The sequence below is a fragment of the Microbacterium aurantiacum genome, from assembly GCF_002872075.1.
Classification (GTDB): domain Bacteria; phylum Actinomycetota; class Actinomycetes; order Actinomycetales; family Microbacteriaceae; genus Microbacterium; species Microbacterium aurantiacum_A.
This window is the reverse complement of record NZ_PGGU01000016.1, coordinates 688,936-706,528: the sequence shown is the minus strand read 5'-3', so window position 1 is coordinate 706,528 and position 17,593 is coordinate 688,936. Positions and strand designations below refer to the sequence as shown.

Annotated in this window: 21 protein-coding genes; 11 read left to right on the top strand and 10 right to left on the bottom strand. The window is 68.1% G+C overall.

All coding sequences use genetic code 11. From position 1 onward, the window contains the following. The first annotated feature begins 124 nt into the window (after positions 1-124). Positions 125-373, top strand: a complete 249-nt coding sequence (gene purS, locus CUR96_RS14150; protein ID WP_045256886.1) for a phosphoribosylformylglycinamidine synthase subunit PurS — start codon at positions 125-127, stop codon at positions 371-373. Next, positions 370-1,077 carry a phosphoribosylformylglycinamidine synthase subunit PurQ gene (purQ, locus tag CUR96_RS14145; protein ID WP_102193909.1) on the top strand — a complete coding sequence of 236 codons (708 nt, stop codon included), beginning with the start codon at positions 370-372 and terminating at the stop codon, positions 1,075-1,077. The genes purS and purQ overlap by 4 nt, the downstream gene beginning before the upstream one ends. Before the next feature lie 136 nt (positions 1,078-1,213). Here purQ and CUR96_RS14140 read toward each other — a convergent pair whose 3' ends face one another. After that, complete coding sequence (locus CUR96_RS14140) at positions 1,214-1,642, bottom strand: DUF1761 domain-containing protein (RefSeq protein WP_102193908.1); 429 nt, start codon at positions 1,640-1,642, stop codon at positions 1,214-1,216. Between the two features lie 127 nt (positions 1,643-1,769). Between CUR96_RS14140 and CUR96_RS14135 the strand changes: the two genes are divergently transcribed. The 3 genes from CUR96_RS14135 to CUR96_RS14125 all read left to right on the top strand — a co-directional run bounded on the left by CUR96_RS14135 (position 1,770) and on the right by CUR96_RS14125 (position 5,463). Further along, positions 1,770-2,696: a 2-hydroxyacid dehydrogenase gene (locus CUR96_RS14135; protein WP_245861289.1), complete on the top strand. Its 927-nt coding sequence runs from the start codon at positions 1,770-1,772 to the stop codon at positions 2,694-2,696. Positions 2,697-2,780: 84 nt separating this feature from the next. Then, complete coding sequence (locus CUR96_RS14130) at positions 2,781-4,442, top strand: glycoside hydrolase family 13 protein (RefSeq protein ID WP_102193907.1); 1,662 nt, start codon at positions 2,781-2,783, stop codon at positions 4,440-4,442. A gap of 10 nt (positions 4,443-4,452) precedes the next feature. Beyond that, positions 4,453-5,463 carry a LacI family DNA-binding transcriptional regulator gene (locus CUR96_RS14125; protein ID WP_102193906.1) on the top strand — a complete coding sequence of 337 codons (1,011 nt, stop codon included), beginning with the start codon at positions 4,453-4,455 and terminating at the stop codon, positions 5,461-5,463. A 204-nt stretch (positions 5,464-5,667) separates the two neighbouring features. On the opposite strand, the gene CUR96_RS14120 is transcribed toward CUR96_RS14125, so the two are convergent. After that, positions 5,668-6,009, bottom strand: coding sequence for an ArsR/SmtB family transcription factor (locus CUR96_RS14120; protein WP_245861287.1), 342 nt, complete (start codon positions 6,007-6,009; stop codon positions 5,668-5,670). A gap of 83 nt (positions 6,010-6,092) precedes the next feature. Here CUR96_RS14120 and CUR96_RS14115 point away from each other — a divergent pair, with 83 nt between their 5' ends. Beyond that, positions 6,093-7,394, top strand: coding sequence for an FAD-dependent oxidoreductase (locus CUR96_RS14115; protein ID WP_102193904.1), 1,302 nt, complete (start codon positions 6,093-6,095; stop codon positions 7,392-7,394). Positions 7,395-7,407: 13 nt separating this feature from the next. On the opposite strand, the gene CUR96_RS14110 is transcribed toward CUR96_RS14115, so the two are convergent. Together CUR96_RS14110 and cmtR are read right to left on the bottom strand one after the other, a co-directional pair. Continuing rightward, the gene (locus tag CUR96_RS14110) at positions 7,408-8,055 is read right to left on the bottom strand and encodes a cation transporter (RefSeq protein ID WP_102194034.1); all 648 of its coding nucleotides are present in this window, start codon (positions 8,053-8,055) and stop codon (positions 7,408-7,410) included. Then, complete coding sequence (gene cmtR / locus CUR96_RS14105; RefSeq protein ID WP_102193903.1) at positions 8,052-8,411, bottom strand: Cd(II)/Pb(II)-sensing metalloregulatory transcriptional regulator CmtR; 360 nt, start codon at positions 8,409-8,411, stop codon at positions 8,052-8,054. The genes CUR96_RS14110 and cmtR overlap by 4 nt, the downstream gene beginning before the upstream one ends. Before the next feature lie 142 nt (positions 8,412-8,553). Here cmtR and CUR96_RS14100 point away from each other — a divergent pair, with 142 nt between their 5' ends. Beyond that, complete coding sequence (locus tag CUR96_RS14100; RefSeq protein WP_102193902.1) at positions 8,554-9,579, top strand: metalloregulator ArsR/SmtB family transcription factor; 1,026 nt, start codon at positions 8,554-8,556, stop codon at positions 9,577-9,579. Further along, a complete protein-coding gene (locus CUR96_RS14095) occupies positions 9,576-9,980 on the top strand; it encodes an arsenate reductase ArsC (RefSeq protein WP_102193901.1) in 405 nt (134 codons plus the stop codon). Before CUR96_RS14100 ends, CUR96_RS14095 begins: the two co-directional genes overlap by 4 nt. A 7-nt stretch (positions 9,981-9,987) precedes the next feature. Here CUR96_RS14095 and CUR96_RS14090 read toward each other — a convergent pair whose 3' ends face one another. From CUR96_RS14090 to CUR96_RS14075, 4 genes are all read right to left on the bottom strand, one after another. Next, entirely contained in the window at positions 9,988-10,350 is a 363-nt protein-coding gene (locus CUR96_RS14090; protein ID WP_102194033.1) for a nuclear transport factor 2 family protein, read from the bottom strand. 23 nt (positions 10,351-10,373) lie between these two features. After that, entirely contained in the window at positions 10,374-10,805 is a 432-nt protein-coding gene (locus CUR96_RS14085) for an SRPBCC family protein (RefSeq protein ID WP_102193900.1), read from the bottom strand. After that, a complete protein-coding gene (locus CUR96_RS14080) occupies positions 10,798-11,124 on the bottom strand; it encodes an ArsR/SmtB family transcription factor (RefSeq protein WP_245861285.1) in 327 nt (108 codons plus the stop codon). Before CUR96_RS14080 ends, CUR96_RS14085 begins: the two co-directional genes overlap by 8 nt. Positions 11,125-11,225: 101 nt before the next feature. Then, a complete protein-coding gene (locus CUR96_RS14075; RefSeq protein WP_245861323.1) occupies positions 11,226-11,714 on the bottom strand; it encodes a flavin reductase family protein in 489 nt (162 codons plus the stop codon). Positions 11,715-11,834: 120 nt separating this feature from the next. On the opposite strand from CUR96_RS14075, the gene CUR96_RS14070 reads away from it, so the two are divergent. Further along, positions 11,835-13,049, top strand: coding sequence for an amidohydrolase (locus tag CUR96_RS14070; RefSeq protein ID WP_102193897.1), 1,215 nt, complete (start codon positions 11,835-11,837; stop codon positions 13,047-13,049). Between the two features lie 7 nt (positions 13,050-13,056). Here the strand turns inward: CUR96_RS14070 and CUR96_RS14065 are convergent, their stop codons facing one another. Continuing rightward, the gene (locus CUR96_RS14065) at positions 13,057-13,743 is read right to left on the bottom strand and encodes a GTP pyrophosphokinase (RefSeq protein ID WP_102193896.1); all 687 of its coding nucleotides are present in this window, start codon (positions 13,741-13,743) and stop codon (positions 13,057-13,059) included. Positions 13,744-13,819: 76 nt separating this feature from the next. Then, positions 13,820-14,704, bottom strand: coding sequence for an intradiol ring-cleavage dioxygenase (locus CUR96_RS14060; RefSeq protein ID WP_102193895.1), 885 nt, complete (start codon positions 14,702-14,704; stop codon positions 13,820-13,822). Positions 14,705-14,841: 137 nt separating this feature from the next. On the opposite strand from CUR96_RS14060, the gene CUR96_RS14055 reads away from it, so the two are divergent. Both CUR96_RS14055 and CUR96_RS14050 read left to right on the top strand, forming a co-directional pair. Continuing rightward, complete coding sequence (locus CUR96_RS14055; protein WP_102193894.1) at positions 14,842-15,447, top strand: GNAT family N-acetyltransferase; 606 nt, start codon at positions 14,842-14,844, stop codon at positions 15,445-15,447. Between the two features lie 45 nt (positions 15,448-15,492). Next, positions 15,493-17,589: an APC family permease gene (locus CUR96_RS14050; RefSeq protein ID WP_102193893.1), complete on the top strand. Its 2,097-nt coding sequence runs from the start codon at positions 15,493-15,495 to the stop codon at positions 17,587-17,589. The last annotated feature ends 4 nt before the right edge of the window (positions 17,590-17,593 follow it).

Genomic DNA, 17,593 nt, shown 5'->3' with positions numbered 1-17,593 from the left:
CGCCGTGCACTCGGCGACATCCCGTGCACTCGGCGTCACGGCTGCGAGCATCCACCCCGCGTGGACGGATGCCACGGGCCGGTAGACTGAAGCCGCCAGCCCTCTCGTGACTCCTGGAGCGTTCATGCCCACCATCGTCGTCGACGTCATGCCCAAGCCCGAACTGCTCGACCCGCAGGGGAAGGCCGTCTCCGGCGCATTCGCCCGCCTGGGCGTCGAGGGCTTCTCCGATGTCCGCATCGGCAAGCGCTTCGAGCTCACCGTCGAGGGCGAGGTCACCGACGAGGTTCTCGCCGAGGCCAAGCGCATCGCAGACGAGGTGCTCTCCAACTCCGTGATCGAGGACGTCGTCGGCATCGAGGTCGCCGAGTGACCGTCCGCATCGGGGTCATCACGTTCCCGGGCTCGCTCGACGATCGTGACGCGCAGCGCGCCGTCCGCATCGCCGGCGCCGAGCCTGTCGCCCTGTGGCACGGCTCGCACGACCTCGAGGGCGTCGACGCCCTCGTGCTTCCCGGAGGCTTCAGCTACGGCGACTACCTGCGCGCCGGCGCGATCGCCGCGCTGTCGCCGATCATGGCCGAGGTGAAGGATGCCGCAGCCAAGGGCATGCCCGTCCTCGGCATCTGCAACGGATTCCAGATGCTCGTCGAGGCGCACCTGCTGCCCGGCGGCCTGATCCGCAACGGCCACCAGCACTTCGTGCGCCGCGACCAGAAGCTGACGGTCGAGAACTCCGACACCGCGTGGACGAACTCCTTCCGCACCGGCCAGGAGATCGTGATCCCGCTCAAGAACGCCGACGGCGGCTACATCGCCGACGAGCAGACCCTCGACCGCATCGAAGGCGAGGGCCTCGTCGCCTTCCGCTACGCCGGCGTCAACCCGAACGGCTCGCTCCGCGACATCGCCGGACTCACGAATGAAGCGGGCAACGTGGTCGGCCTGATGCCGCATCCCGAGCACGCCACCGAGGCCGGCTTCGGTCCCGACACGGCGGCCGCGATGCGATCCGGCGTCGACGGAATCGGTTTCTTCGCGAGCGCGATCGCCGCCGTGGCCCGCGTCGCCGCGTAACGGTCTCGGCGCAGCATCCGTCGCCGCGCGTTCCACTTGCAGGACGTAAGCGCGGATGCAGGACCGATCACCGCCGTTTCGTCCTGCAGTTGTGAATCAGTCCTGCAAGTGACACACGGGACGGCGGATGCCGAGGCTAGCCGAGAGCCGGCGGCCACACGCCGATGAGCACGGCCATGACCACGACGGTGACGAGTTCGTGCGCGATGTTCATCGTGGTCAGCGCCGTCGGGCGCCCCTCGAACGCGTCGTGCGTGATGAAGCGCGCCGCCGTGAACCCGGCCCACAGCGCGATCCCGGTGAACAACGCCGAGACGAAGAACGACCCCTCGTAGAAGTGCCAGGCGATCGCGGTCGCGCCGGCGAGCACCCACGCGGTGAGGAAACTCACGATCAGGGTGGTGATGATCGCCATCGTCGCGCTCGCCGCCGGCTTGTCCATGTCGACGTTCGCGAGCTTCGACCAGCGCGTGCCGAACACCTTCGGCGCGTACCAGATCGATCCGACGAGCATGCTCGAGGCCGTCGCCAGCAGCACCGCCCAGTAGTTGATCTCGGGAACCATGATCTCTCCTCGCCTCGATACCGCTCAAGACACGCACATCACTGACGCGATGTGCCCCCGACGCTACTCGCCGCGAGCACGCCGCAACAGATGACACGCATCCGGATGCCGCGACTACGCTCGAAGGGTGAGCATCGTCGTCACCGTCCCCCATGCCCGTCTCGCCGAGAACATCGGCTCCGTTCCGGAGGGCGCGGAGCTGCTGATCTGGGACATGCAGTCCCCGGCGCCCCGCGATCGCCTCGACATCGTCGTGCCCCCGTACATGGGCGGTTCCTCCGTCCTCGGCGCCCTTCGAGGGCTCGATGTGGGCCTGGTGCAGAGCCAGTCGATCGGCTATGACGGCGTCGCGGACAGCCTGCCCTCCGGCCTGCTCTTCGCCAACGCCGCCAGCGTGCACGAGACCTCGACCGCCGAACTCGCGATGGCCCTCATGCTCGCCTCGCAGCGGCAGTTCCCGCGGTTCGTCCTCGCGCAGGATCGCGCCGAGTGGTCGCCGGTGTTCGCCGAGAGCCTCGCCGACCGCCGGGTGCTCCTGGTCGGGTTCGGCGGCGTCGGCGAGGCGATCGCCGTGCGACTGCAGCCCTTCGAGGTCGAGCTCACCGTGGTCGCGCGCACCGCTCGCACGATCCGGCACGACAGGCTCGGCGAGTTGGCGGTGCACGGGATCGACGAGCTCGCCGCCCTCCTCCCGGACGCCGAGATCGTGGTGCTCACGCTGCCCGGCGGCGACGAGACCCGGCACCTCTTCGACGACGAGACCCTGTCGCTGATGCGCGACGGCGCGCTCCTGGTCAACGTCGGCCGCGGCACCCTCGTCGACACCGACGCACTCGTGCGGCAGGAGGGGCGCATCCGCGCGGCACTCGACGTCGTCGACCCCGAGCCGCTCCCGGAGGGGCATCCGCTCTGGAAGACCGAGGGAGTGCTGATCTCCCCGCACGTCGGCGGCGCATCCACCGCGATGAATCCACGGATCGCCCGCCTGATCCGCAGGCAGATCGAAAGGATGCTGAAGGGCGAAGAACCGCTCAACATCGTTCTCGGGAACTGATCGCTCGGCGCTCCGGCGTCCCAAGGCGAACCGATTCGATCCCGCGCCTACCAGTGCTGTAAGCGTTTGCACTACTCTGATCCCATGGCACAGCTTGAGCAGATCGCAGCCCCCGGTTCCGAGTGGTGGCGCAGTGCGGTCATCTACCAGATCTACCCCCGATCGTTCGCCGACGCTTCCGGCGACGGCATCGGCGATCTTCCCGGGATCACCTCGCGCCTCGACGACCTGCAGGACCTGGGCATCGACGCGATCTGGCTGAGTCCGTTCATGACGAGCCCGCAGAAGGACGCGGGCTACGACGTCGCCGACTACCGCGACGTCGACCCGATCTTCGGCACGCTCGCCGACTTCGACGAGATGCTCGCGCAGGCGCATGCCCGCGGCATCCGCGTCATCGTCGACCTCGTCCCCAACCACTCGTCCGACCAGCACGTCTGGTTCCAGGAGGCGCTGAAGGCCGCGCCCGGAAGCCGCGAACGCGGACGCTACGTGTTCCGCGACGGCCGCGGCGAGAACGGCGACCTCCCCCCGAACAACTGGGAGTCCGTCTTCGGCGGCGGCATGTGGGAGCGCGTGACCGAGCCCGACGGCACGCCCGGCCAGTGGTACCTGCACATCTTCGACCCGACCCAGCCCGACTTCGACTGGACGAACGCCGAGGTCCGCGAGGAGTTCCGGTCGATCCTGCGCTTCTGGCTCGACCGCGGAGTCGACGGCTTCCGCGTCGACGTCGCGCACGGCATGGTCAAGGAGGCCGGCCTTCCCGACTACGCCCCGGTGGAGGATGCCGACTCGATGGGCGGCGGCGAGGAGAACGTGCCCTACTGGGGCCAGGACGAGGTGCACGACATCTACCGCGACTGGCACGAGCTGCTTGCCGAGTACGACGGCGACCGGGCTCTCTGCGGCGAGGCCTGGCTGCCGACCCTCTCCAAGACGGCGCTCTGGGTGCGCCCCGACGAGATGCACCAGACCTTCAACTTCCCCTACCTGATGACCCCGTGGGACGCGAAGGCCCTCGGCGACGTCATCCGCGAGTCGCTCGACGAGTTCGGCAAGGTCGGCGCCCCCAGCACCTGGGTGCTCTCGAACCACGACGTCGTCCGTCACGCCTCGCGTCTGGCACTGACGTCCGAGAACCCGCAGGGCGAGGGCATCGGACCGGAGACGCCTGACAAGCCGGACACCGCAGTGGGCCTCGCCCGCGCCCGCGCGGCGACTACGCTGATGCTCGCGCTCCCCGGTTCCTCGTACCTGTATCAGGGTGAAGAGCTCGGGCTGCCTGAGGCGATGGAGATCCCGGACGAGTTCCGGCAGGACCCGACCTGGTTCCGCACGAACGGCGAGCGCTACGGCCGCGACGGCTGCCGCGTCCCGTTGCCGTGGGAGGCGGATGCTCCGGCATTCGGCTTCAACGACACCGGCGCCTCGTGGCTGCCGCAGCCCGCAGAGTGGGCGCAGTACGCCCGCGCGGTCGAGAGCACCAATCCCACTTCGACCCTGTCGCTGTACAAGGAGCTGCTCGCCGCTCGCCGTGAGCACGGATTCGGCACCGGATCTCTCGTGTGGGAGGACGCCGGAGCCGATGCAGTGGCATTCCGTCGCGGCGACGTCCATGTCGTGGCCAACCTCGGCACCGAGCCGATCGAGCTCGGCGACGACGTCACGTTCCTGCTGCAGAGCCGGCCGTTCGACGGCACGTCGCTTCCGGTCGACACCGCCGCCTGGTACACCAAGGCCTGAACGCCACCCCATGGCGAGCATCGATGAGGTCGCGCGACTGGCCGGCGTCTCCACGGCGACGGTCTCGCGCGCCCTCAGCGGGCGCGGGCACGTCTCGGAATCCGCCCGGGAACGGGTGCGGGTGGCCGCGCAGGAACTCGGCTACGTCGTCTCCTCGCGCGCGTCGAGTCTGGCGTCGGGGCGGACGAAGAACATCGGCGTCATCGTGCCCTTCCTCGATCGCTGGTTCTTCAGCGCCGTTCTCTCCGGGGTGTCCAGCGCCCTGATGCGCCAGGGCTACGACATCACGCTCTACAACATCACGCAGGACAGAGACGTCCGCAACGAGGTCTTCGACACCTTCCTGCGGCGCCAGCGGGTGGATGCCGTCATCGCCGTCTCCATCGAGCTCGACGAGAACGAGACGCGCCGGCTGCTTGAGCTCGGCCTTCCGGTCATCGCGATCGGCGGGCCCAACCCGAACCTCGACACGCTCACCGTCGACGACGTCGCCGTGGCGCAGTTGGCCACCGAGCATCTGATCGGCCTCGGTCATCGCGACATCGCGCACATCGGCGCGAATCCGGAGTTCGATCTCGACTTCCACATCCCCACCCACCGCCGCCTCGGGTTCGAGAAGGCACTCGTGAAGGCCGGGATCCCCCTGAACCACGCCTTCCTCGAACCCGCCGACTTCACCGTCGGCGGCGGCTACCGAGCGGCCAAGCAGCTGCTCGGACGACCTGGCCCCCGCCCGACGGCGGTGTTCGCGGCATCCGACGAGATGGCGATCGGTGCGATCCTCGCCGCACGGGACCTGGGCTTCCGTGTGCCGGAGGATCTCTCGGTCGTCGGCATCGACGGGCATGAACTGGGCGAGTTCTTCCAACTCACGACCGTCGACCAGTTCCCGCTCGGGCAGGGCGAACGTGCGGCCGATGCGGTGCTCGCCAAGCTCGCGGCGACGGATGCGGCGCCGGCGCGCGCGCCAGCGGCTCTGCCGTTCGAGTTGAACGTGCGGGGAACCACCGCGCGACTGTAATTCCCACGTCCTGCATGAGGGCGACACGGTCCTCGTCGTCGGCTCCACGGTGAACGTCGAGAAGTTCGCACAGCTGCGCTGAGGCCTCGGAGTGCTGTTCGTCAGCAAGCTGGGGCTGCGCACTCGTGTCGAAGCCGCGATGTGGGCGTACGACACCGGGCGTGCGATCAGCGGAACCTGAAGCTCCGCGGGTGATCGGCCAGGTCAGAGGGAGCGCAGCGCGTCGGCCGCGGCATCCAGCGCACCCTCGGTGAGCGCGAAGTAGGCCCATTTGCCACGCTGCTCGCGGGTGACGAATCCGGCATCGGCGAGCAGCTTCATGTGGTGTGAGACGGTGCCCTGCGAGAGACCGACCGGATCGATGAGATCGCAGATGCAGGCCTCACCGCCGTCGGAGGCGGCGATGAGCGAGAGCAGGCGAACGCGCGTCGGATCGCCGAGCGCCTTGAAGACATGCGCGATGCGCTCGGCGTCTTCGGCAGTGAGAGAAGACGTGAGCGGCGGCACGCAGCATGCCGGCGCTTCGATGGTCGTTGGCAGGCTCACATCTTCATTGTGCCACGTATTGACATTCTTCGATAGATGCGCGACAGTCGTCATATCGATGAATCTCAATCTGAGGAGATGTGATGTCTGAGCTTCCTGTCGTCGTCATCGGCGCCGGCCCGCAGGGCCTGGCCGCCGCCGCACACCTGGTCGAGCGCGATCTGGACGTCGTCGTCGTCGAACGCGGCACCGGCCCCGCTGCGGCGGTGTCGGAATGGGGGCACGTCCGCCTCTTCTCGGCCTGGCCGGAACTCACCGATGCCGCGGGCCGTCACCTTCTCGAGCCGACCGGATGGAGCGCCCCGGCATCCGGCTATCCGACGGGCGCCTCGTGGGTGGACGAGTACCTCGCACCACTTGCGGATGCACTCGGTGAGCGGGTCCGGTACGCGACCACCGTGACCGGCATCTCCCGCCAGGGCCGCGACAAGGTCGTCGAGGGCGGTCGCAAGAGCCAGCCGTTCGTCGTGCACACCATGGATGCGAACGGGGCCGACGCCCGCATCCTCGCCCGTGCTGTCATCGACGCGAGCGGTACTTGGTCGCTCCCTAACCCGGCCGGCGCCGACGGCTTCGCCGCCCTCGGCGAGTCCCGGGCTGCGGACCGAATCTCCTACCGCATCCCGGATGACGTGTCGAAGCTTGCCGGTCGGCACGTGGTCGTCGTGGGCGCCGGGCACTCCGCCACGCATGCCGTCCTGCGGCTCAGCGAACTCGCGCGCCGCGCGCCCGGCACGCGCGTGACCTGGCTGCTGCGCCGCGGCAGTGCGACGAACGTGTTCGGAGGGGGCGCCGGAGACGACCTCCCGGAGCGCGCTGCGCTCGGGTCACGCGCCCGCAAGGTGATCGAATCGGGCGTTGTGGAGCTGGTGACCGGCTTCCGCGTCGCCGCATTCCGGAAGGATGCCGATGCGCTCACGATCGTCGCGGAGGACGGCCGGGAGGTCGCCGACGTCGCGCATGTCTACGCCCTCACCGGTTTCCGGCCGGACACGAGCATCCTGCGCGAACTCCGCATCGACCTCGACCCGGTGCTCGACGCCGTCTCCGGCATCGCCGCCGACATCGACCCGAACATCCACTCCTGCGGCTCGGTCGCAGCGACGGGGGCACGTCAGCTCGCGCAGCCCGAGCCCGGCTTCTTCATCGTGGGCGTGAAGTCCTACGGCCGCGCGCCGACGTTCCTGGCGCTGACCGGGTACGAGCAGGTGCGCAGCGTGGTCGCCCACCTCGCCGGTGACCACGAGGCTGCAGCGCGCAACGAGCTGGCTCTTCCCGAGACGGGGGTCTGCGGCGGCTCCGGCGACTTCGACGATGCATCGAGCGGATGCTGCGCCGCCCCGGCGGTACAGCAGATCGGGCGGCCGGTGGGCGCTTCCGTGTGAGGCGCTGAGGCGCTCAGGCGTCTTCGTGCTCGAGCTCCTCGAGCACCTCGAACGGTGACTCGATGTCGCCGCGCCAGGCCTCGATGCCTTCCCGGACGGCAAGGAGTGCGACGACCAGGGCGGCTGCGGAGTCCGCCCACCACCAGCCGAGCACGGCGTTGAGGACGAGGCCGAGGAAGACGGCGCCGGAGAGGTAGACGCACAGGATGAGCTGCTTGGCGTCAGCCATCACGCTCTTCGATCCCAGCTCGCGGCCGGTGCGCATCTCGAACCAGGCCAGCAGCGGCATGACGATCAGGCTGAGCGCCGTGATCCCCAGGCCGAACGGGCTGTGCTCGGGGCCGTTCTGATCGATCAGGCTGAGAACGACGTCGATCGCCACGTACGCGGCCAGGAGGAAGAACGCGAGGCCGACGGCGCGGACGGTGGCCTTCTCCCAGTGCTCGGGGCTCTTCCGGGTGAACTGCCAGGCGATCGCGGCCGCGGAGAGCACCTCCACCGCCGAGTCGAGACCGAATCCGATGAGCGCCGCCGAGGAGGCGGCGACCCCCGCCCCCACCGCGATGATCCCCTCGATCACGTTGTAGGTGATCGTGAATGCGACGATGAAGCGGACCCGCCGGCGCAGCAGGGCACGCCGGTCGCCCGTCAGCGCGGTCATGCGTCGGTGCTCGTTCCGCAGCATCCGGGGATCGAGCACGTGGCATCCACGCAGGGGGCGTTCTCGTCGACGGCGAGTGTCACGTCGACGAGAGCCGTCAGGGCAGCGGCGAGATGAGGGTCGGCGATCTCGTAGCGTGTCTGCCGCCCCTCGGGTTCTGCGACCACGATGCCGCAGTCGCGCAGGCAGGTCAGGTGATTCGAGACGTTCGAGCGGGACAGTCCCAGCCCGCGCGACAGTACGGCGGGATAGCTCGGCCCGTCGATGAGCGTCATGAGGATGCGCGATCGCGTCGGATCGGCCATCGCGCGGCCGAGCCGGTTCATCACATCGAGGCGGGAGGCAATGGTCAGCATCCGATGAATATACAGTGATTGCTGACCATTCTTTGAATCCTCGACCAGCGATTCGATTCCGGCGCATCGCTCGAAGATGAACTGCTGGTGAAATAGACGCGCCCGCATTGCATCTTGAATCGATAGGCGTCAATATAGACACATGTCGATACAGAGAGAGACGCTCAGCCTCGCGGCAGATTGCAGCCCCGTCGCCACTCACGCGATCGGGCAGGATGCCGCGACATCCGTCGCCACGACGCTGAAGGCGCTCTCCGATCCGCTCCGACTGCGGATGCTGTCGGCCATCGCCTCCGACCCGCGGGGTGAATCCTGTGTCTGCGATCTGGCCGAACTCGCCGAAGTCTCGCAGCCAACGGTCTCGCACCACCTCAAGGTTCTCAAGGATGTCGGCGTCCTGGCATCCGAGCGGCGCGGCACCTGGGTCTGGTATCGCATCGAGGCCGACCGCCGGCGCGCCGTCACCACGCTCCTGGACTCGTTCGCACCGGCGACCGTGGCGGCCCCCTGGAGCGTCGGCTCACCTGACGAGGCGCAGCGCCCGAACCTCGACGCCCGGGTCACCCGTCTCGCAGAAGAGCTCGCCGCTGAGGTTCCCGAGCTCGAGGCGAGCGTGGTGCTGATGACCGTCCGCGAGTCGTACACGTCTCTCGCCCGGTCGGCCAGGGTGACATCAGCCCTGATCCCGCTCACCGAGCGCTTCGCCCGCCAGCGCCTGAGCGACCTCACCCGCGACCGCGACGCGAGCGTGCCTCAGGTGCTGTTCGTCTGCGTCGCGAACGCCGGCCGCTCCCAGCTCGCCGCGGCCCTCGTGAACCAGACGGCCGGCGGCAGGATCATCGCCCGCTCCGCAGGATCCAGCCCGGCCGACGTCATCCACCCCCACGTGCGCTCGATCCTCGCCGAGATCGAGGGAGACGCCGCATCCGAGCGCTTCCCCAAACCGCTCACCGATGATGCCGTCCGCGCGGCCGATGTCGTCATCACGATGGGGTGCGGCGACGTCTGTCCCGTCATCCCCGGCGTCCGCTACGAGGACTGGGCCGTCGGCGATCCTGCACTCGCGTCTGCAGAAGGCGTCGAAGCCATCCGTGACGACATCGCCGCCCGCATCCGCATCCTCATCGACGACCTGCTCACCCCACCCACCTCCAAGGAGTCCGCATGACCTCTGCAAAGCCGTCCGTCCTCTTCGTCTGCGTGCACAACGCGGGCCGCTCCCAGATGGCCGCCGGGTTCCTGCGCGACATCGGCGGCGACCGCGTCGAGGTGCGCTCCGCCGGCTCGATGCCCGCGGAGCAGATCAACCCGATCGCCGTCGAGGCGATGGCCGAACTCGGGATCGACATCACCGGCGAGCAGCCGAAGGTCCTCACGACCGAGGCCGTACAGGACTCCGACGTCGTCATCACGATGGGATGCGGCGACGCGTGCCCGTTCTTCCCCGGCAAACGCTACGAAGACTGGAAGCTCGACGACCCGGCAGGACAGGGCATCGATTCGGTCCGGCCGATCCGCGACGAGATCCGCGGCCGGATCGAGACGCTCGTAGGCGAGCTCCTCGGCTGATCAGGCCTCATGCCGGCACAGGCGGCATGTAACTGAGCCTGTCGAAGGCGAGGTGGATCTCGGTGATCTGCTCGCCGTCGACGCGGAACAGTTCACCGGCGAGCGTGGTGGCCGTGACGGCCGTCTGCGGGAAATACCAGAGTGCGACCCGATCGCCGTCCTCCATCCGGGTCAGTTCGGGCGTTCCGGTGAGCATCGGGACGAATCGCGCCAGGTACCGCCCCCAGTCGTCCTTCGTGGTGATCTCCGGGTCGGGCGCGGAGCACACGACGGACTCCGCGAGGTATGTCAGGGCGCGATCGACGTCGCCGCCGGTCCAGGCTCGGTGATAGGCCTCCACGACGCTGAGGGGCGTCGGTGTGTTCGTCATATCGTTCACTCCTTCGATCTCGGTCATTGCAACGGGGTCCAGGTATCGGGGGGAAGCGTCTGCCCGGTCGCTGCGAGGGCGAGCCGCGGAACGAAGTGCTCCCATCCGTTCACATGTCCGGGCACCTCGCTCTCGGGCAGGTCGGTGTGCACGACCTCGACCCGCGTGCCGCCACGGGTCGCGCTCAGCTCGAACGAGACGGTCGACGAGCCCGGGGGCAGCCGCGTGCTGCCCTCGAAGCCCCACGACACGGTCACCCGTCGAGGTCGGTCCACTTCGAGGAAGATCCCGCGGGCGCCGTAGCCGGCGATGTTCACGGAGAACTCGCCACCGGGGATCGGCTCGACCTGAGCCCAGTCGCCCATCCAGGCCGTGATCCCGTCCGGGGTCACGAGATACTCGAAGACCCGTTCCGGCGGCGCCGCGATATCGATGCTCGAGCGGTGCTCAGCCATCGCCGGCCACCTCCGCCGTCTCGACCGCGGCCTTGAGCCGCGTCAACCGTTCGGGCCAGAAATCGTCGAAGAACGCCTTGCTCTCGGCGAGTCCCTCCACCCGCACCGCGTACAGGTGCCGGGTCCCCGATCGCGTCCCCGACACCAGACCCGCTTCGCGAAGCACCTTCAGGTGGTGCGACACGATCTGCTGCGACAGGTCGAGTTCGCTCGCGATCTCACCGACCGGTCGACGCCCGGCGCGCACCAGAGCGAGGATCGCCCGCCGGTTGCCATCCGCGAGCGCGTGGAACGCGTGATCGAGACTCAGAGCTTCCATGAGCACCTCCGCGCTCATTCTGCTCCACAAGTTGTCATTTGTACAAGTACCGATTTGTGGATGTGAGACACGCGGACTCAGCGCGCGGCACGATGAGCGCCTCAGAGCTGATGCGCGAGCGAGTGAAATCCGCGGTTCAGGTACACGACGGGACGACCCTGCGGGCCGTGGATCACATCGAGCACCTCGGCGATGACGACCGTCGACGAGCCGACGGCCACCGTGTGCAGCGACCGGCAGCGAAGGGCGGCGCGCGCGGAGGCGAGAAACGGCTCGCCCGTGTCAAGGGCGCTCCAGCGCTGTTCAGGCGTGAAGCGGTCGGCGCTGCTTGTGGCGAAACTCTGCGCGAGAGCCGAGTGCTCGTCGTCGATGAGATGCACGACGAACGTGTCGGCGCCGAGGATCGCACCAGCCGAGCCTGTCGCACGCGTCACCGAGAAGACGATCGCGGCCGGGTCCACGGCGACCGAGGCGACGCTCGACGCCGTGAGGCCGACCGGACCCTCGCCCGTCATCGCCGAGATGATGGCGACGCCGGCCGGATGGGTGCGGAACGCCGCCTTGAGCCCTTCGCCGACGGGCGTCGGCACCGGGCCGGCGGCTGGCGGCTCTGCGGCATTCTTTCGGGTTCCTGTCACGTTCCCACGCTAAAACCTCAAGCGCTGTCGAGGTCAAATCCTTCGCAAGGAGAGGCGCACTAAGGTGAGGGCATGACGATCGACCTCGAGGCTCTGTACACCGATCTGCACCGGCATCCGGAACTCTCGTTCCAGGAGACCCGCACGGCCGGCATCGCCGCCGGGCACCTCCGCGATCTCGGCCTCGAGGTGGAGGAGGGCGTCGGGATCACCGGCGTCGTCGGCCTGCTGCGCAACGGCGACGGCCCTGTCGTCTGGCTCCGCGCCGACATGGACGGCCTGCCCGTCGAGGAGCAGACCGGTCTCGCCTACGCGAGCTCGGCGAAGGGCATCGACCCCACGGGCACCACCGTCCCCGTCATGCACGCCTGCGGTCACGACATGCACGTCACCGCCATGATCGGGGCCGTCGAGAAGCTCGTCGCCGCACGCCCCGACTGGTCGGGCACAGTGGTCGTGATCATCCAGCCTGCGGAGGAGTACGGCGCGGGCGCGCGGGCCATGCTCGACGACGGCATCCTGAACCGCTACCCGAAGCCCGATGTCGTGCTCGGCCAGCACGTCACGCCCCTGCCCGCCGGAGTCATCGGCGTCCGCCCCGGCACCCAGATGGCGGCATCCGACGGTCTCACCGTCACCCTTCACGGCCGGGGCGGACACGGCTCGCGTCCGCACGCCACGATCGACCCCGTGGTGATGGCGGCGGCGACCGTGATGCGCCTGCAGACCATCACCTCGCGCGAGATCGATCCGCAGGGCGTCGCCGTCGTCACCGTCGGATCCATCCACGCCGGCCTGAAGAACAACATCATCCCTGCCGAGGCGAAGCTCGAGCTCAGCCTTCGGTATCCGAACGAGGAGACCCGCGAGAAGGTGCTCGCGAGCGTCGAGCGCATCGTGCGGGCCGAAGCCGCGGCATCCGGCGCCGAGCGCGAACCCGAGATCCGCACCGACCACACCCTGCCCGCGACGATCAACGACGAGACCGCCACGGCACGCGTCACCGCCGCGCTGCAACGCGCCCTCGGTGACGCATCCGTCATCGACCCCGGCATGTTCACCGGCAGCGAGGACGTGTCGTGGTTCGCCCGCGACGCCGGTGCTCCCCTCGTGTTCTGGTTCTGGGGCGGTGCGGATCCGGTGAAGTTCGCCGAAGCGACCGCAGCAGGCCGGCAGGCCGAGGACATCCCCACCAACCACTCGCCGTTCTACGCACCGGAGATGCATCCGACGATCGAGGTGGGCGTCACGGCGCTGAACACGGCCGCGCGCGAGTTCCTGGGCTGAGCAGGGGCTACACCGAGATGACGCGCGGTGGCGCGAGTTCGCGCGGCCGCACGCCGTGGGCTTCGCGGTGCAGCCGCTCCATTCGCACGTCGAGCTCGCTCGCCGCATCCGCCGCTTCCGTGAGGCTGTCGACCAGGTGCCCGGGGATCTGACCCTGGAACTTGTAGTGGATCTTGTGCTCGAGGCTCGCCCAGAAATCCATGGCGATGGTGCGGAACTGCACCTCGACCGGCACCGCGATCGGCCCGGTGGACAGGAACACGGGTACCTCGATGATCGTGTGCAGACTCTTGTAGCCGTTCGGCTTGGGATCGGCGATGTAGTCCTTCACCTGACGGATCGTGACGTCGTCCTGCTGAGTGAGCAGGTCGAACAGGCGGTACACGTCTGCCACGAAACTGCACGTCACACGGACACCGGCGATGTCGGTGATCTCGGCACGAATGGTGTCGAAGTCAGGTTCGATCCCCTTGCGGGCGACCTTCTCCACGATGCTGTCCGGTGATTTGATCCGGCTCTTCACGTGCTCGATGGGGTTGTACGCGTGGTTGTGGGTGAACTCGTCGCGGAGGATCGAGATCTTCGTCTCGACCTCGCGCATCCCGAACTCGTACTCCCGGAGGAACCGCTGGAACTGATCGCGGAGATCCTTCGCCTCGGCGATGGCCTGCTCGTCGACGGAAACCGTGCTCATGCTCCTGACGTTACGCATCCGTGATCGGAATCGCCTGGGTGTTCGCCCGCAGCGGCCCGTCGACACGCTCAACCCCTCACACCCCGATCGTCAGCGCTGCCGTGTACCCCTCAGAGAGGCCGCCGGTCATCGTGGCGATCTGGTGGATGCCACCGTCATCGCTGAACACGAGGTCGCCGGCCAGGGTCACCCTGGATGCATTGCTCACGCTGTTCTCGTAGCCGCCGGTCGCGTACACCGCCGTGCTGCTCTCCTCGGGGAGGGCGATCTGCGAGGTCTTCACGATCGGTCCGGTCGCGACAGCCGTCGCGACATCCCCGTAGACCTCGAAGTGAATGTGCGGCCAACGGCCGTCATAGCAGCCCGGGTAGATCGAGGTGAAGCGCACAGTCCCGGTGTCGTCGGTCTCCTGCACGCCACGGAGGTAGTTCTCGTCCGAGGCGGCGTCCGAATAGAGCGAGTAGTTCCCCGCCCGGTCGCAGTGCCACAGATAGACGCCGGCGCCGACTATGGCACTGCCGGTCGCGGCGTCGCGCACGGTCAGCACGATCTCCAGCGGTATCCCCTCTGCGGTCGTCGTCGAGGATCCGAAGCTGGAACGGATGTCCCTGCGTACGATCCCGGAATCATCGAGGACGTTCACGCCGTTCGAACCGTCGGCGGGGTACGGCCCAGCGGTCTCGTCCGGCACCTCGCCCTCCACGGTCGCGCCGTCGCCCTCCGCCTGGGGCGCCCCGCCCGGTGTACCTGAACCGTTCGGCGCGCCAGAGGAACCGCCGTCGGATGACGCCACCGGAGCGCACGCCGCGAGCAGCGCCGTCGCGGCCACCCCGCCGAAGATGCCCAGCGCCCGCCGCCGGTTCACCATCGTGCGGATGTCGTGCACCAGGCCGCGGTGGTCCTCGTCGATCTCATTGCCGTGCTCGTCGATCCATCGCGGATCGGTCGTCGTCTCGCCCATGGTGTTCTCCTGTCGTCTGGATCCAGACAAGCAACGCTGGATGTGCTCCCGATATGACACCGCATGGGGGATGCTATGACGCAACGATGCGAATCCTGTGAGCGCGGTTGGTCGGAGGCGACACCTACGCTGGAGCGATGACGGATTCTCGAGGCGGAGATGCCTGGCCGATTCGCACTGCCAGGCTCGATGTCCGCAGATGCACCCCGGAAGATCTCGATGCCGTGTGGGAGTACCGACGGCTGCCCGAAGTCCACCGCTGGCTGGGCTCCGCTCCCTCGACCAGAGACGAGTTCCGCGAGCGGCTCCTTGCTCCGGAGCGCCTCGACGCGTTGTTCGTCATCGGCCTCCTGCCCGAATCCGACCGGGGAGCACCGACGATCATCGGCGATGTCATGGTGCGAGTCGAGGACGCATGGGCGCAGGAAGAGGTCGTCGACGACGCGAAGGCTGTACAGGCAGAGCTCGGTTGGGTTCTCGACCCGGCGCACACAGGCCGTGGCTACGCAACCGAGGCGATGCGCGCGGTGATCGGGGTCTGCTTCGGCGAACTGGGACTGCGCCGAGTACACGCCGGATGCTTCGCCGACAACGACGCATCCTGGCGACTGATGGAGCGGCTCGGGATGCGGCGCGAGGAGTTCAGCCGCAGAACGGCACTGCACCGTTCCGGTGTATGGCTCGATGGCATGAACTACGGCCTTCTCGCCGACGAGTGGCCGCCGCAAGGTACAGCGCCGTAAGGATTCCGTAAGGGGGCCCTCGTGCCCCGTAGGGATTCCGTAAGGATGCCGGGATCACGACCCCGCGGGGGCGTATCGTCGCCGCTCGTGGCAAATGAAACCCGGAGCCTGCCGGATACCCCTCAACTCGCGAAGCGCATCCTCATCGGAGACCCGCTGACGAACGAGCACCTCGAGGGACAGCTGCTCCCCAAGCGGATGGCGCTGCCGATCTTCGCCTCCGACGCGCTGAGCTCCGTGGCGTACGCTCCGCAGGAGCTCGTGATGATCCTGCTGATCGGCGGACTGACCTTCCTGTCGTTCACGCCCATCGTGGCCGTGTGCGTCATCGTGCTGCTGATCGTGGTCGTGCTCAGCTACCGTCAGCTCATCAAGGCGTACCCGTCGGGTGGGGGCGACTACGAGGTCGCGTCGAAGAACCTCGGCGAGATCCCCGGTGTCGTCGTCGCGGCGGCTCTCCTCGTCGACTACGTGCTGACGGTCGCCGTGTCGGTGGCGTCCGGCGTCGACAACATCATCTCGGCCGTGCCGGCGCTCGACCCGTTCCGGGTGTGGCTCGCCGTCGGGTTCGTCGTCCTGATCATCGTCGTGAACCTGCGCGGCGTGCGTGAAGCATCCCTCGTGTTCGCGATCCCGACCTATGTCTTCATCGCCTCGGTCGGGTTCATGATCGTCACCGGCCTGGTCCGCACGTTCCTCGGCGATGCGCCGGTCGCGTCCAGTGCCGAGTTCGCCGTGCACGCCGAAGACCTCAGTCAGGCGGCGGTCATCCTTCTCGTACTGCGCGCCTTCTCGAGCGGATGCTCCGCCCTCACCGGCGTCGAGGCGGTGTCGAACGGGGTACCCGCCTTCCGCGCGCCCAAGGTGCGCAACGCGCAGTCCACCCTCGTCCTGATGGGCTCGATCGCGATCGGCCTGTTCGCCGGCCTCACCGCGCTCGCCCTGATCACCGGGGTTCACTACGCGGAGAATCCCTGCGACCTGATCGGCTTCGACTGCACGAACCCGCAGCCGAGCCTCATGGCGCAGGTGGCGAGCGCCACGTTCGGCGGCGGCAGCATCCTCTTCTTCATCGTGCAGGCCGCTACCGCATGCGTGCTGCTGCTCGCCGCGAACACCGCGTTCAACGGCTTCCCGCTGCTCGGCTCCGTGCTCGCCCGCGACGGCTACGCCCCGAAGGCGCTGAACACCCGCGGCGACCGGCTGGTCTTCTCGAACGGCATGATCGCGCTGGGCATCGTCGCGATGATCGTGCTCGTGGTGTTCCAGGCGAAGCTGACGACGCTCATCCAGCTGTACATCATCGGCGTCTTCGTGTCGTTCTCGCTCGGCCAGCTCGGCATGGTCCGGCACTGGCGGCGCATCCTGCGCACGCCGGCGGAAGGGAAGACGGGTGCCTCCGATCTCCGATCCGCGCGCGTCGGCCTGATCATCAACTCCGTCGGCGCGACCCTCACGATCCTCGTTCTCCTCATCGTCACGATCACGAAGTTCACCCATGGCGCTTACCTGGTGTTCCTCGCCATCCCCGTGCTCGCGTTCCTGATGATGGGCGTGAAGCGCTACTACCGCGACGTCGAGCACGAGATCGCGATCGACGACACGACGCATTTCGGTGCGACGGGAGACCTCGCACTCGTGCTCGTCAACCGGCTGCAGAAACCCGTGGTGAAGGCTGTCGAGTACGCCGTCGCCGCGAAGCACGGCAAGACTCTGGCCGTGCACGTGGGGGTCGCCGCCGATGACGCGGCCGAGCTGCAGCAGGAGTGGGCCGATCACCTGATGCCGATCCCGCTGGTGATCATCGAATCGCCCTACCGGTCGTTCGCGCAACCGGTGGCGCAGTTCATCACGCAGTACCGCGAGAAGCACGGCTCGTCCGTGGTGACCGTCTACCTGCCGCAGTACATCGTCGGGCACTGGTGGGAGACCTTCCTGCACAACCGCCGGGCCCGCCGCATGGCGAACCAGCTGATGCTCGTGCACGGCGTCTCGATCACGCTCGTGCCGTGGCTGCTGGACTCCTCCGAGTTGATCTACGGACGCCGCTCCCGCCCGCTACCCGGACAGGAGCGGGCCGGTCGGCCTGTCGTCGTGAACGGCCGTCGCGCGCACCGGCCCGCTGGTCCACCGCAGAACTGACGCC

Excerpts from the sequence above, each read along its gene's own strand:
- purS (WP_045256886.1), top strand. The coding sequence starts at position 125 with ATGCCCACCATCGTCGTCGACGTCATGCCCAAGCCCGAACTGCTCGAC.
- CUR96_RS14140 (WP_102193908.1), bottom strand. The coding sequence starts at position 1,642 with ATGGTTCCCGAGATCAACTACTGGGCGGTGCTGCTGGCGACGGCCTCG.
- CUR96_RS14130 (WP_102193907.1), top strand. The coding sequence starts at position 2,781 with ATGGCACAGCTTGAGCAGATCGCAGCCCCCGGTTCCGAGTGGTGGCGC.
- CUR96_RS14125 (WP_102193906.1), top strand. The coding sequence starts at position 4,453 with ATGGCGAGCATCGATGAGGTCGCGCGACTGGCCGGCGTCTCCACGGCG.
- CUR96_RS14115 (WP_102193904.1), top strand. The coding sequence starts at position 6,093 with ATGTCTGAGCTTCCTGTCGTCGTCATCGGCGCCGGCCCGCAGGGCCTG.
- CUR96_RS14110 (WP_102194034.1), bottom strand. The coding sequence starts at position 8,055 with ATGACCGCGCTGACGGGCGACCGGCGTGCCCTGCTGCGCCGGCGGGTC.
- cmtR (WP_102193903.1), bottom strand. The coding sequence starts at position 8,411 with ATGCTGACCATTGCCTCCCGCCTCGATGTGATGAACCGGCTCGGCCGC.
- CUR96_RS14100 (WP_102193902.1), top strand. The coding sequence starts at position 8,554 with ATGTCGATACAGAGAGAGACGCTCAGCCTCGCGGCAGATTGCAGCCCC.
- CUR96_RS14095 (WP_102193901.1), top strand. The coding sequence starts at position 9,576 with ATGACCTCTGCAAAGCCGTCCGTCCTCTTCGTCTGCGTGCACAACGCG.
- CUR96_RS14090 (WP_102194033.1), bottom strand. The coding sequence starts at position 10,350 with ATGACGAACACACCGACGCCCCTCAGCGTCGTGGAGGCCTATCACCGA.
- CUR96_RS14085 (WP_102193900.1), bottom strand. The coding sequence starts at position 10,805 with ATGGCTGAGCACCGCTCGAGCATCGATATCGCGGCGCCGCCGGAACGG.
- CUR96_RS14080 (WP_245861285.1), bottom strand. The coding sequence starts at position 11,124 with ATGGAAGCTCTGAGTCTCGATCACGCGTTCCACGCGCTCGCGGATGGC.
- CUR96_RS14070 (WP_102193897.1), top strand. The coding sequence starts at position 11,835 with ATGACGATCGACCTCGAGGCTCTGTACACCGATCTGCACCGGCATCCG.
- CUR96_RS14065 (WP_102193896.1), bottom strand. The coding sequence starts at position 13,743 with ATGAGCACGGTTTCCGTCGACGAGCAGGCCATCGCCGAGGCGAAGGAT.
- CUR96_RS14060 (WP_102193895.1), bottom strand. The coding sequence starts at position 14,704 with ATGGGCGAGACGACGACCGATCCGCGATGGATCGACGAGCACGGCAAT.
- CUR96_RS14055 (WP_102193894.1), top strand. The coding sequence starts at position 14,842 with ATGACGGATTCTCGAGGCGGAGATGCCTGGCCGATTCGCACTGCCAGG.
- CUR96_RS14050 (WP_102193893.1), top strand. The coding sequence starts at position 15,493 with ATGCCGGGATCACGACCCCGCGGGGGCGTATCGTCGCCGCTCGTGGCA.